This window comes from Saccharothrix sp. ST-888 (genome assembly GCF_000955975.1).
Lineage (GTDB): Bacteria > Actinomycetota > Actinomycetes > Streptomycetales > Streptomycetaceae > Kitasatospora.
In genome coordinates this window covers 29,089-42,128 of record NZ_JYJF01000035.1, presented here as the reverse complement: position 1 = coordinate 42,128, position 13,040 = coordinate 29,089, and the positions used below count along the sequence as shown (strand labels likewise).

8 protein-coding genes are annotated in these 13,040 nt (G+C 71.5%); 4 read left to right on the top strand and 4 right to left on the bottom strand.

Features of this window, described 5'->3' with window-relative positions; translation table 11 throughout:
* Positions 1 to 127: 127 nt before the first annotated feature.
* Positions 128 to 1,960 (top strand): hypothetical protein, encoded by a 1,833-nt coding sequence (locus UK12_RS14125; RefSeq protein ID WP_052681871.1) that lies wholly within the window; start codon positions 128 to 130, stop codon positions 1,958 to 1,960.
* A 51-nt stretch (positions 1,961 to 2,011) separates the two neighbouring features.
* Here UK12_RS14125 and UK12_RS14120 read toward each other — a convergent pair whose 3' ends face one another.
* A complete protein-coding gene (locus tag UK12_RS14120) occupies positions 2,012 to 3,616 on the bottom strand; it encodes a SufS family cysteine desulfurase (protein WP_156178712.1) in 1,605 nt (534 codons plus the stop codon).
* A complete protein-coding gene (locus UK12_RS14115; RefSeq protein WP_045303270.1) occupies positions 3,603 to 5,012 on the bottom strand; it encodes a family 2B encapsulin nanocompartment shell protein in 1,410 nt (469 codons plus the stop codon). Before UK12_RS14115 ends, UK12_RS14120 begins: the two co-directional genes overlap by 14 nt.
* A 440-nt stretch (positions 5,013 to 5,452) precedes the next feature.
* Between UK12_RS14115 and UK12_RS14110 the strand changes: the two genes are divergently transcribed.
* Entirely contained in the window at positions 5,453 to 6,880 is a 1,428-nt protein-coding gene (locus tag UK12_RS14110) for an amino acid permease (RefSeq protein ID WP_045303269.1), read from the top strand.
* Positions 6,881 to 7,066: 186 nt separating this feature from the next.
* Here UK12_RS14110 and UK12_RS14105 read toward each other — a convergent pair whose 3' ends face one another.
* Positions 7,067 to 9,811 carry an ATP-binding protein gene (locus UK12_RS14105; protein ID WP_197084845.1) on the bottom strand — a complete coding sequence of 915 codons (2,745 nt, stop codon included), beginning with the start codon at positions 9,809 to 9,811 and terminating at the stop codon, positions 7,067 to 7,069.
* Positions 9,812 to 10,031: 220 nt separating this feature from the next.
* Between UK12_RS14105 and UK12_RS14100 the strand changes: the two genes are divergently transcribed.
* The gene (locus UK12_RS14100; protein WP_197084844.1) at positions 10,032 to 10,475 is read left to right on the top strand and encodes a hypothetical protein; all 444 of its coding nucleotides are present in this window, start codon (positions 10,032 to 10,034) and stop codon (positions 10,473 to 10,475) included.
* A 213-nt stretch (positions 10,476 to 10,688) separates the two neighbouring features.
* Positions 10,689 to 11,120: a hypothetical protein gene (locus UK12_RS14095; protein ID WP_052681869.1), complete on the top strand. Its 432-nt coding sequence runs from the start codon at positions 10,689 to 10,691 to the stop codon at positions 11,118 to 11,120.
* A gap of 306 nt (positions 11,121 to 11,426) precedes the next feature.
* Here the strand turns inward: UK12_RS14095 and UK12_RS14090 are convergent, their stop codons facing one another.
* The gene (locus UK12_RS14090) at positions 11,427 to 12,914 is read right to left on the bottom strand and encodes a purine-cytosine permease family protein (protein ID WP_045303267.1); all 1,488 of its coding nucleotides are present in this window, start codon (positions 12,912 to 12,914) and stop codon (positions 11,427 to 11,429) included.
* Positions 12,915 to 13,040 lie beyond the last annotated feature (126 nt).

Here is a 13,040-nt window from a genome sequence, read left to right as displayed (position 1 = left end):
AGCACCCGGCGCCCGGGGGCCGAAGGTTGCGAAATGCTGACGGTCCGCCGGATCCGCCGGCGCGCCCGGGTGCTCGGCGGAAGACTCGGTGGCGGGTGCACGGGTGTCGCGGACCGGGGGGAGTTCCATGGCAAGGGCGGTTCGGCGTGCGGAACTCTGGCGGACGGCGGGGGTCCTGGCCCTGTGGTGGCTCTGGCTCCCGGTCGGGGCACTGCTGGTCTGGCTGGTCAAGCACTTCCTGTTCGGCGGCTTCGGGCAGCAGGACCAGAGCTACCTGCTCTTCCTCCAGTCCCAGCTGTTCCCGCACGGCGGGCCCGTGCAGGCCACCGTGCTGTTCTGGATCTGGGTCTCGATCGGCCTGCTGGGCAGCCTGCTGATCCTGCTGAACCTGCTGCTGGACACCGAGGTGCGCCGGTGGCACAGGCACCTCGTGGTGTGGACCACCACGGCAGCACTGCTGGCCTCGATCGGGTGCACCGTCACGGCGTTCTGGGACAACGACAAGGACGAGGGCCGGTACTACTCCAGCGCCACCGTACTGGACATCCCGGCCGCAGCGGGCGACGCCCCGGCGTCCGCCCGTCCGCTCACCAAGGACGCGCGCAAGGGCGACGGCAAGCGCTGCGACTACCTCGGCGCGGCCGACGTCCCGGCCTGCGTCAAGGTGGAGCCCATGCCGGACTTCGGCTTCGAGCCCCGCACCGCCTCCTACGCCGCGGCCTCGACCGCGCTCAGAACCGGCTCAGGACTCGCCTCCGGAGTCAGCCTGATGGGCCACAGCGTCCACTACCTGCCCGGCACCGGGACGGGCGGCGGCTCCAACGCGGCGACCGGCCACGGCGTCTGGACCGCCCTCCTGGACGGCTCCGGATCCCAGCCCGCCGAAGGCGTGGCGGTCTGGGACGGCACCTCCAACACCAACGGCGCCTGCGAGTTCAAGGGCGACCACGCCTTCGACCGGGCGTTCGGCGGGAACCGGGCGAACAGCCTGCGGAACCTGCTCGCCGAGCGCTTTCCCCGACTCGTCTACCAGGACCAGGACATCTGGGGGTACTGCGACGGCCCCGACCTCGCCACCGCCAGGCCGACCGTCGTCATCGCGGTGACCCGGCAGATCGCCTGGCAGCACCGGACGGTGCTGCGCCCGGACGGCGTCCTGGTGCTGACCGGATCACCGAGCGGCCGGCCGGAGATCGTGCACCGCAGTACGGTGCGGCCCGGCGAGCTGCCGGGCACGGTGTATCCGGGCTCGATCGTCAAGGAGCAGATCAGCGCCGTCCAGTGGCTGGCCGGACGCGGCGTGAAGAACCGCGACGGCTTCGGCTTCGCCCACACCTCCACCGACACCAACGCCACCAACCCGGGCGAGTACCTGCTGCGTTCGGCCACCGACGGGCACTTCTACTACGTCACCCCGCTGGTCCCGCGGAACAGTTCCTCGGAGGCGATCGTCGCCTTCGCGGTGCTGCGCGCCGACGAGGTGGGCGCGGGCCTCAACGACCTTCACGTGTACGTGCAGAGCGACACCAGCAAGCCCACCAACCTGACCGAGCTGTCCAGCCGGATGGTCGCCTGGATCGCCCAGCAGACCTCGGTGACGGTGACCACCGGGGCGGGCGGGGAGCTTCAGGAGATCATCCCGTTCGGGCAGGGCATGTGGCGCGGGTTCGTCGACATCAACGGCCAGACCCAGGACTACATCGACGTCTCCGGGGACGGTCGGACCACACCCAACCTGGTCTACCTCAAGCCGAGTTCGCCGAGCGGCCAGCCCTCGCCGGGGAGTACTCCGGCGCCGTCTCCCGCTCCCCCGGCCACGGCCGCCCCCTCCCCGGTTCCGTCGTCCACCACCGGCTGCGGCGGCGATCCGGCGGCGCTGAGCACCGCCCAACTCGCCTCGTGCGTCTCCTCCCTCTCCTCGGCACTGGCGAGCCGACTGCAGGCGACACCCACGGGGTGAGTGGTGGAGCGGGTGGGCGGGCGCCGCAGTCGGCGCCCGCCCGGACCGCCCTCAGCCCGCCCGCTCCTGGAGGCCCTGGAGCGCGGCCACCAGGGAGTCGACGTCCTGCACGGTGTTGTACAGGGCCAGTGAGGCCCGGACCGCACTCTGCAGGCCGAAGGCGGCCAGCGCCGGCTGCGCGCAGTGGTGCCCGGCGCGGACCGCGATGCCCTGCTGGTCGAGCGCCCCGGCCAGCTCGATCGGGTCGGTCCCGGCGAGCAGGAAGGTCAGCACCCCGATCTTCCCCGGCGCGTTGCCGATCAGCTGCAGCCCGGGGACCGTCGCCAGCGCGGCCATCGCGTACCCGGTGAGCTGCTCCTCGTAGGCCGCGGCGGCGGCCCGGTCCAGCCCGGCGAGGTACCCCAGGGCCGCCCGCAGTCCGGCGACCCCGGCGATATGGCCGGTCCCCGCCTCCAGCCGGTGCGGGACGGGGGCGTACGTGGTCTCTTCGAAGCTCACCGAGTCAATCATGTTGCCGCCGCCCTGCCACGGGGGCATGGCCTCCAGCAGCTCGCGCTTGCCGAAGAGCACGCCGATCCCGGTCGGGGCGAAGATCTTGTGCCCCGAGAAGGCGTAGAAGTCGGCGTCCAACGCGGTGACGTCCACCGGGAAGTGGCTCACCGCCTGCGCGCCGTCGACCAGCACCTTGGCGCCGTACCGGTGGGCGAGTGCGGTCATCTCGGCCACCGGCGGCACGGTCCCCAGTACGTTGGAGGCGTGGGTCAGCGCGACCATCCTGGTCCGGGAGCCGAGCAGGTCCCGGTACGCGTCCTGGTCCAACTGCCCGTCGGGGAGCAGCGGGATCGGCCGGATCCTGGCCCGCCGCTCGGCGGCGATCAGCTGCCAGGGCACCAGGTTGGAGTGGTGCTCGGCCGCCGAGACCAGGATCTCGTCGCCCACGCCCAGATTGGCGCGCCCCCAGCTCTGGGCCACCAGGTTGACGGCCTCGGTGGTCCCCCGGACGAAGACGATATCGCCGGTGTCCTCGGCGCCGAGCAGGTCGGCCGCCGCCTGCCGGCCCTCCTCGTACACCTGGGTGGCCTGCTTGGCCAGGCTGTGCGCACCGCGGTGGACGTTGGAGGTGCCCATCGAGTAGTGCTCGGCGACGGCCTCGGAGACCTGGCGGGGCTTGAGCGTGGTGGCCCCGTTGTCCAGCCAGACCAGCGGCCGGCCGTTCACCTCCCGGTGCAGCTGCGGGAAGTCCCGCCGGACGGCCTCGACGTCGAAGCCGCTCGGCGGCGCGGAGGGCGGAGCCGAGGGCCGCGTCACCGTCGGTGTCCCGACCGGCTGCTGCGGCAGCCAGTAGCGGGGGCCGCCCGCCGCGTGGGCGAGGGCCGCGGGCAGCGGGCAGGTCTCCGGCGCCGGGAGCACCCCCGTCTGCGGGAGGCCCCCGGGCATACCGGCCGCCGGCACAGCACCCGTCTCCGGCACGGCGGTTGCCGTCGGCAGCGAACCCTGCACCGGGGTGGAACCCCGCACCGGGACGGCTGCCTGCGCCGGGGCCGCGCCCGGCACCCCGGTCCCGCCCGTCGCGGGGAGGTCGCCCGGCAGCCCGAGCGGAACGGCGGCGAGCGGGCCCATGCCGGCGCTGCGCCCGAATCCGTCAGGAGTAGTCATAGTAGTTCGACACCTCGACGTTCTGGAGCACCGCGATGGCGTCGTCGACCAGCGCCGCGGTCGAGAAGTAACTGGTCACCAGGTACGAGGTGATGGCCTGGCGGTCGACGCCCATCGGACGCACCGACAGGCCCGGCTCCACCTCGTCCGGCACCTTCGACGGGCGCAGGCCCACCACGCCCTGCTCGGCCTCGCCGACCCGCATCAGCAGGATGTTCGTGGTCCCGGGCGCCGAGTTGGCCGAGCCCTTGAGGTCCAGCTTGTCGGAGGGCAGCAGCGGCACCCCGCGCCAGGTGAGGAACGGGCTGCCGAAGAGCTCGACGATCTGCGGCGGCACCCCGCGCCGGGTGCACTCGCGCCCGAACGCGGCGATCGCCCTCGGGTGGGCGAGGAAGAACGCGGGCTGCTTCCAGACCCGGGCGAGCAGCTCGTCCATGTCGTCCGGCGTCGGCGCGCCCTTGCGGGTGTGCACCCGCTGGCCGGGGACGACGTTGTTGAGCAGCCCGAACTCGGGGTGGTTGAGCATCTCCCACTCCTGGCGCTCGCGCAGCGCCTCGGTGGTCAGCCGCAGCTGCGCCTGGACCTGGTCGATCGAGGAGTTGTAGATGTCGGAGACCCGGGTGTGCACCTTCAGCACGGTCTGCGCGATGCTCAGCTCGTACTCGCGGGGGCTCTCCTCGTAGTCCACGAAGGTCTGCGGCAGCTCGGGCTCGCCGCTGTGGCCGGAGGTCAGGTTGATCGGGTGCTCCCGGTCCGCCGGGCCCTGGCCGTCGGCGGCGTAGACGTCCAGCTGGGCGCGCAACGCGGGCTCGCGGTCGGCGAGTTCGGTGAGCATCTGGCGGTCGAGCGAGAGCACCGTACACGGGGTGACCGCGCGGACCTGGTACGGCATCGCCTCGCCGCGCACCCAGGCGGCGGTGTCGAAGAAGTCGCCGTCGCCGAGGACGGCGAGCAGGGCGTCCTCGCCGTACTGGCCGGTGGCGCGCTTCTCGGCGCGGCCGAACGCGATGATGTGCAGCTGCTCGACGGGACCGTCGGTACCGGCGATGAGCTCGCCCGGCTCGACCTCGCGCTGCACGAAGCCTCCTGCCAGGGCGCTCAGCAGCGGACTCTCCAGCGGGCGGAGGAAGGCGATCTCGCGCAGGTCCTCGGCAATCACCCGGGAGGCGCCGCCGCCGTCGGTGTAGGTGCTGATCAGACCGTCCCCGAGGATGAAGCCCCGGCGGCGGTTGACCCGGTAGACACCTGCCTCCAGGTCCACCCAGGGCAGGGCGCGCAGCAGGTAGCGGGGGGTGATCCCGAGCATCTGCGGCGCGGTCTTGGTGGTGGTGGCCAGGTTCCTCGCGGCGGAGGTACTGAGGCTCTGCTGGTTCTGCTGCACGCTCTCGGTGGTCATGGCTGATCCTGGTCCTTGTCCTGGGTCCGGAGAACTGATGGAACGTCAGAGCACGTACGGCGGAAGGGAGATCCGCTCTCGGCGCGTTCGCCAGGGAGATTGTTGCCACGCCATTGCGCCGGCGTGAGCATGTTCGATTAGGCCGATTGGTTCCGGTGCGGAGCGTCAAGGCATCCGCACCGCGAAACTCACGCAAAAGTACGAGTTGGGCTATAAGCGGTACTGAGATGTTCGAAAGTTCCCATTGGGGATCGGTCGATCCAGCGGTGCGCGCCGGACCGGACGGATTACCGGTCCGAGGGCCGTGGACCGCAAGTTTTGCGGTGTCATATCGGGCCCGCTGAACAAATCCAACCGATTTGGTACGAGGTGTCGCCTACGCGAGCATTGTCGAACGCTCCACAGAGCGCGCGCAGGACCAGGAAAGGCGCATCACCCTCATGCAGACCAGCCCGGCCGTACCCCGGCAGGCAGCCGAACCCAGCACGCCGCACACCGCCGAGGCGGACACACCCCATGCGGCCACCGCCGAGGCCGGCCGCCCGGCCGGCAGGGGGCCCGGACGCTTCGGCCTGCCGACCGCCACCGCGCTGGTCATGGGCAACATCATCGGCGGCGGCATCTTCATGATCCCCGCCGCCGTCGCGCCGTACGGGACGGTCAGCCTGCTCTCGTTCGCCGTGCTGACGGTGGGGGCCATCGCGCTCGCGCTGGTCTTCGGGCAGCTCGCCCGGCGGAACCCGCGCACCGGCGGGCCGTACGTCTACGCCCGGGAGGCCTTCGGGGACTTCGCCGGGTTCCTCTCCGCCTGGTCGTACTGGATCACCACCTGGGTCAGCAACGCCGCGCTCGCGGTGGCCGCCGTCGGCTACCTCGACGTCCTGCTGCCGATCCAGCACTCCACCTGGCTCACCATCGGCGCCGCGCTGACCGTCCAGTGGCTGCCCGCGCTGGCGAACCTGGCGGGCACCCGGTACGTGGGCGTGGTGCAACTGGTCTCCACCGTCCTGAAGTTCATCCCGCTCGCGCTCGTCGCGATCGGCGGCCTCGGCTTCTTCGACCCGGCCAAGCTCGGCCCCTTCGACGCCTCCGGCCACGGGTGGCTCGGCGGGATGACGGCCGCGGCGGCGATCCTGCTCTTCAGCTACCTGGGTGTGGAGTCCGCCGCGATGAGCGCGGGCGAGGTCCGCGACCCGGAACGCAACGTCGGCCGGGCCAGCGTCCTGGGCACGGCCGGTGCGGCGGTGGTCTACCTGCTCGGCACGCTCGCCGTCTTCGGCACGGTCGCCCACGACCGGCTCGTCCACTCCACCGCGCCCTTCTCCGACGCCGTCGACGCGATGTTCGGCGGGTCGTGGGGCGGCACGGTGATCGCCGTCGCCGCACTGGTGTCGATGACCGGCGCGCTCAACGGCTGGACCCTGCTGGCCGCCCAGGCCCCGTACGCCGCCGCGCAGGACGGCCTCTTCCCGGCCGCCTTCGCCACCAAGCGCCGCGGGGTCCCGGTCTTCGGCGTCCTGGTCAGCGTCTCGCTCGCCTCGGTGCTGACCGTCGTCAACTTCACCTCCGGCTCCAAGGGCGCGTTCAACATCCTGGTGCTGGTGACCACCTTCACCGCCACCGTCCCGTACCTCCTCTCGACCGCCGCACAGCTCTACTGGCTGGTCCGCGGCGAGCGCTCAAAGGTCGCCGCAGGACACCTCACCCGGGACGCCGTCCTCGGCCTCGGCGCCTTCGCCTTCTCCCTGTGGCTGCTGGCCGGCGCCGGCTACGCGGCCGTCTACCAGGGCGTCCTGTTCCTCTTCGCCGGAATCCTGGTCTACGTCTGGATGGCCGGCCGCAAGAGCCGGGAGACAGCCGGCTCGTAAGCGGCCAGGGGCAGGAAGCGGGGAGAGCGAAGGTCCCCGGGACCGCGTAGTCCCCCGGCCACACGCCGGGGATACCCGACGGCGAGAGCGTGATCCGTGTCCCCATGAAGTAGCCCGTACAGTGCGGCAGGGCAGGTGACCGACGAGGCTCCTCGTTCGCGTCCCTCCTCACGATGGAGTCGGGGCTCAGCTGGGCGGTTGCGTGCGCGCTGCTTCGATCGCGGGGGCGTGGTGGTCGGCGGGGCGTGGATTGCCGTGAGGGCGCGCGGCGGGTCGAGGCGCAGGCCCGGTGGTCTCCCAGGCGGTGAGGAGGTCGGCGGCGGCCTGGGCGTCGGGGGCGCCGATGCGCTGGTAGATCGCTGCGGCCTGCCGGAGGTCGGCGAGTGCGGTGTCGCGGTCGCCGATGTGCGCGGAGCAGTGGGCGGTGCCCTCCAGGGCCCTGGCCTCGTCCAGGGGGCTGTGGATCTGGCGGGCGAGCTGCGTGGCGCGCTGGTAGAGGGGCAGGGCTTCGCGCGGGCCGGTGGTGTCGGCTACCAGCGCGCCCTGGTTGGTGAGCAATTCGGCCTGGCCGGGGCGGCTGCCGATGCTCCGGTAGATGTCCAGGGCCTGCTGGTAGAAGTCGACGGCGGCCGGGAGATCTCCGGTCGCATGCTTGACGCGGCCCAGGCCCTGAAGTGCGTCGGCCTCGCCCTGGCGGCTGCCGATGTCGCGGTAGATGCTCAGGGCTTGCCTGTGCAACTCGGCGGCGGCCGGGAAGTCCCCGGTCGCGTGCCGGGCGCGGCCGAGGTTCCAGAGGATGATGGCCTCGCCCTGGCGGCTGCCGATGTCGCGGTAGATGGTCAGGGCTCGTTGGTGCAGCTTCGCGGCGGCCGTGTAGTCGCCGGTCTCGTGCAGCACATAGCCCAGGTCGTGGAGGGCGCCTGCTTCGCCCCGGAGGTCGCCGAACGACCGGTACAGCGCCAGGACTCGCTCCATCAGCGCGATGGCTGCCGGCGAGTCGCCCGTCGAATGGCGCGCGCGGCCGAGATCGCACAGCGTCCGTGCCTCGGCGAGGCGGTCGCCGAGATCCTGGAAGATCGCCAGGGCCAGCTCGTGCAGTCCGGCTGCCGCGTCGTAGTCCCCGGTCAGGACGCGGATGCGGCCGAGTTCGTGCAGGCCGGCCGCCTCGCCGCGGCGGTCACCGATCTCTCGGTAGATGGCCAGAGCCCGCTCGTACAGCTCGGCCGAGGCGTGGTAGTCCCCGGTCGCGTGGTGCGTGCGGCCGAGGTCGCAGAGGGCCGCTGCCTCGCCGTTGCGGTCCCCGAGGGTCCGCGCGGCGGCTGCCGCGGAGCGGTGCAGTCGGGCGGCCTGCGTCCAGGGACCGTCCAGGAGGAGCAGGGTGGCCAGGGAGGCGGTGAGCGCGACGGCGCGTGCGTGCTGGGCGCGGGCGGTGGCACGGGTGACGGCGGCGGTCAGGTTGTCGCGGTCGGCGCGCATCCAGGCCAGGGCGGCGTCCCGGTCGGCCAGGCGCGGTGCGGTGACGGACGCCGCGGGCAGGGCCGGCGGTCCGGGTCGGGTGCGGCGGGCCAGGTGGTGGTCGGCGCTTCGGGCGGTGTGCTGGTAGTAGTCCAGCAGCCGTTCCAGGGCGGCCTCGGACTCGGTCCGCCCGACCCGGTCGCACCGCGTGCGCGCGTAGAGGCCGACCAGGTCGTGGAAGCGGTAGCGACCCGGCGTCTGCTGAACGAGCAGGTTGTGGTCCAGCAGCGCCTCCAGGAGGCGCTCAGCGGTGCGGTGGTCGGTGCCGGTCAGGTTGGCGGCGGCGAAGGGATCGAAGTCCGGTCCGGGGATTTGGCCCAGGTGCAGGAAGAGCCGCTGTTCGGCGTCCGACAGAGCGGCGTAGGAGGCGTCGAAGACGGCGGTCAGGCTGCGGTCCTCGTCCTGGAGGTGGCCCAGGCGGCCGTGCTCGTCGCGTAGTTGCTCGACCAGGTCCGCCACGCGCAGAGGGCGGTGGTGGCGCAGCCGGGCGCCGGTGATGCGAATGGCCAGGGGGAGCCGGGCACACAGATCGACCAGCTCGGCGGTCGCCGGATCGCCGGCGGGGATGCGTCCGGGGCCGGCGGCCTCGTGCAGCAGGGCGACGGCCTCGGTGCCGGGCAGGACGTCGAGCGCGAGCTGGTGCGCGTCGTCGAGGCCGGCGAGGTGTGTGCGGCTGGTGATCAGCACCAGGCAGCCCGGTGTGCCGGGTAACAGGGGGCGGACCTGGGCGGTGCTGGCGGCATTGTCCAGGAGGACCAGGGTGCGCGTCCCGGCGAGCCGGTCACGGTAGAACGCGGCGCGTTCGCCCAGGTCCCGGGGGACCTGCCGCGGGGGTACGCCGAGCGAGCGCAGCAGCAGGCCCAGCGCGTCCTCCGCGGTGAGCGGTGCGGTGCCGGGGGTGTGGCCGTGCAGGTCGACGAAGAGCTGGCCGTCGGGGAAGCGGGGGCGGACCCGGTGAGCGGCCCGGATGGCGAGCGCGGACTTCCCGACGCCTCCCATCCCGTCGATCGCGGAGACCACCACCATTCCCGCGTTGCTGCCCGCGGGCGCTCCTTCGGCCACCCGGAGCAGTTGCTCCAGCTCGCGCGTGCGGCCGGTGAACAGCCTCGTGTCGTACGGGAGCTGGCAGGGCGCGGCGCGGTGGTCCGGCCGCTCGGCCGGCCTGCCGGTGCCGGCGGCAGCGGCGGCGGGGGCATCCGGCCCGCCGACCGCCGCGATCAGCTGGCCCCGCTCGACCGGCTCCAGGCCGAGGCCCGCGGCGAGCCTGGACACGGAGGACAGCCGCGGACTCCGCCGGCCGGCCTCCAGCACGCTGATCGCGTGCGCGGACACACCGGACCGCTCCGCGAGCTCCTCCTGTGTCAGACCGGCCCGCAACCGGTAGCGCCGGAGTTCCTCCCCGAACCGCCCAGGCATGTGCGTCCCCCGCCGACAGCCGTCAGACCCGGCCGGCGGCCCGGTGGTTACCGTGCCGTCGGTCAGTCCACGACCGTAGACCATCGCGGTGACGGAAGACCAGACGAACGCCGAGTCAACGCCATGGGATCGGCGGGGAGAGTACTCGACGATGGTCCTCGTCCGGGAACGGCGTCCCTGCGGGGAGCAGGGGAGGCAGAGGAATGGGGAGAGGATGACCATGAGGAAGTCTGGGCTGAAGCGGCGTCTGGCCGGCGTCGGCACCTCGGCCGTACTGGCGGCCGGTCTGGTGACGGGCATCTCCGGCACCGCCCACGCCGGAGGGTACGGCTGCAACGGAACCCAGGTCTACTCCCAGGACTTCATGGGAGAAGGCGCCTACACCAACACCGTGGTGGCGACCGTCTACGGCTACTGGGACGGCAGCCACAACTGCGAGGTCGCGGTGAAGCGGGTGTTCGTCGGACAGTCGACGCGTACCGGCATCACGCTCTGGTCCAACGTGGACAGCCCCAAGGACGACACCGGCTACTACTCGTCCTACGCCGGTCCGGTCTCGGTCTACGCGGCCGGCTCGTGCGTGTGGGAAGAGGTCGACATGTGGGACCCGGCCGGCAACGAGATCGCCCAGAGCTACAACTACCAGCCCCACAACTGCGGCTGACCGCAGTCATCCGTCGCACCTGCGGATGACCTCCAGCCGGCAACGGGCCTGGCCCTGCCCCTGGAACCACCCTGGTGCGTCCCACCGGAGCGGTACCCGCTGCCCCACCCGGCAGCGGGACTCCGGCCGCCTCGGGATACGGAGGCCGGAGTCCCGCTGCTGTCATGTTCTCCATCCAAGTCAGTCCACCAAAAGCCATGACGGAGAGATGTCGTGTTCATCGGAAAGTCCGTACTCAAGCGGGCCGCCGTCGCCCTCGGCGCTGCGTCCCTCGTCTCGGCCACGTTCATGACCACGCCGGCCTCGGCGGTCTCCGACGACAAGTACGGTGCCGCCGCGCTGTGCGGATCCGGCTACCGCCCTCTCGACGAGATCGACCTCAACTCGGAGCACGTCTACCTCTCGTACAGCGGCGGCACCGACTGCGTCGTCACCATGCACGTGCCCGGCGACTGGGGGTCGCCGATCGACAACACGAACGCATGGATCGACACCACGCCCAACCCGCCGTCGTCGCAGTCCGACTCGGGCACCTACTCGTACTACGCCGGGCCCGTGTACGTGTACGCCCCGGGCCAGTGCATCTACTGGGGCGGTGGCGACTACTGGGGCAACTTCAGCCAGGGCCCGGACCACTGCAACTGAGCCTCGCACCGTTGTCGTGACGGTCCGCCGGTTCTCCGACGGGCCGTCAGCCTTCTGCCGGCGCAGGCCGACGGCTGGCTCCGTCCAGATTTCCGATCGGGTACACCGCACTGTCCAGCACGCACCCGACCGTCGCGGTACGACCGCCCCGGCCCCAGCACCCGCCGATGATCCGCCGCCGCTCCTCCGTCCGCCCGGAACCAGGATCACCCCCGGGCGCAGGCAGGGCCGGGAGCGGCGCAGGAAACCCCGAAGGCCCCGGCGGAGTGCCGGGGCCTTCGGGGTTTTGCCTGGGCTCGCGAGCCGTCAGACGGTCGCGTCCTCGCGCTCCTCGGCGACCGGGGCGGCCGCCGGGGCGGGGGTGTTCTCGGTGTCCTCCGTGTTCTCCCGGGGGGTCGGGAGCAGGGCCATGATCAGCGCGGAGATGACGATGGTGGCGGCCCAGCCGAGGCCGTACTCGCCGACCGGGGTGGAGGCGAACGGGCCGGTGAACCAGTCGCACTTGGTGAAGCAGATGCCCGCCGCGAGCGCGAGCGTCCAGGCCGTCATCGCCTGCCAGCAGAAGCCGCCGACGTACCAGTAGCGGCTGGTGCGGCCGGTGTCCATCAGGCCCTCCGGGTCGTACCGCACGGCCCGGGAGCGGCGGCGCAGCATGTCGACCGTGTAGACGCCGATCCAGGCCGAGAAGGAGACCGCGAGCAGGATCAGGAAGGTGATGAAGGAGCCGAGGAAGCTCTTCGCCACTAGCATCAGCATCAGGCCGCCGACCAGGGAGATCACCGCGTTGATGCTGACGGCCATGGCGCGCGGCAGCTTCACGCCCATGGTCTGGGCGGTGAATCCGGCCGAGTACATCGACAGGCTGTTGATCAGCAGCATGCCCACGATCGCGGTGAGCAGGTACGGCACGGCGAGCCAGGTCGGCAGGATGTCCCCGAGGAAGGAGACCGGGTCCTGCGCCTTGGCGAGATCCGGGGTGGCGACCGCCATGACCCCGCCCATCAGCACCATCGGGACCATCACCAGAGCGGCGCCGGAGACCGTCACACCGACGATCTTCTTGCCGGAGGCCGCACGCGGGAGGTAGCGCGCGAAGTCGGGGCCGGTGGGCACCCAGCTGATACCGCCGGCCGCGATGGTGCCGATACCGGTGATCAGCATCGCGGTGGTGCCCGCGGGCTTGGCGAAGACCTCGCTCCAGTTCATGTTGGCGATCAGGTAGACCAGCACCATGACGCTGAAGACGCCGAACAGGTAGGTCGACCACTTGTTGCACACGTTCAGCGCCTTGCGGCCCATGCCGCTCACCAGGAAGGTGCAGGCGACGAACACGAAGAGCGTGACGACGATGAGCACGGTGTTGCTCTTGATGCCGAAGAGCAGGTCCAGCACGGTCAGCACGGCGTAGGCGCCGGTGACCGCGTTGATCGTCTCCCAGCCGAAGCGGGCGACCCACAGGATCGAGCCCGGGAAGAGGTTGCCCCGGACACCGAAGGTCGCGCGGGAGAGCATCGCGCCCGGCGCGCCACCCCACTTGCCGGAGACCGACAGCAGTCCGACCATGCCGAACGACGCTGTCGCGGCGCACGCGGCGACGATCAGGACCTGCCAGAAGTTCAGCTCGTTGAAGACCACCAGGGCCGCACCCATGGTGAGCAACAACACACTGATATTGGCCGCGACCCAGGTCGGGAAGAGCTCACGGACGCGGCCGTGCCGCTCACTGTCCGGTACTGGCTCGATACCTCGGGTCTCGATGGCGCCGTCGGAGTCGGCGGTGGACACAGTGTCCATATGAGGGGGCTCCGTAGGTGTTATCGGGTCTGGACGCATGGGCCAGACAGGTACGCTGTGCAGTCTACGCGCGTCACAGAGTGGCAACTATCCTGATTTGACCAAAATCTGACCGGTTGACGGATC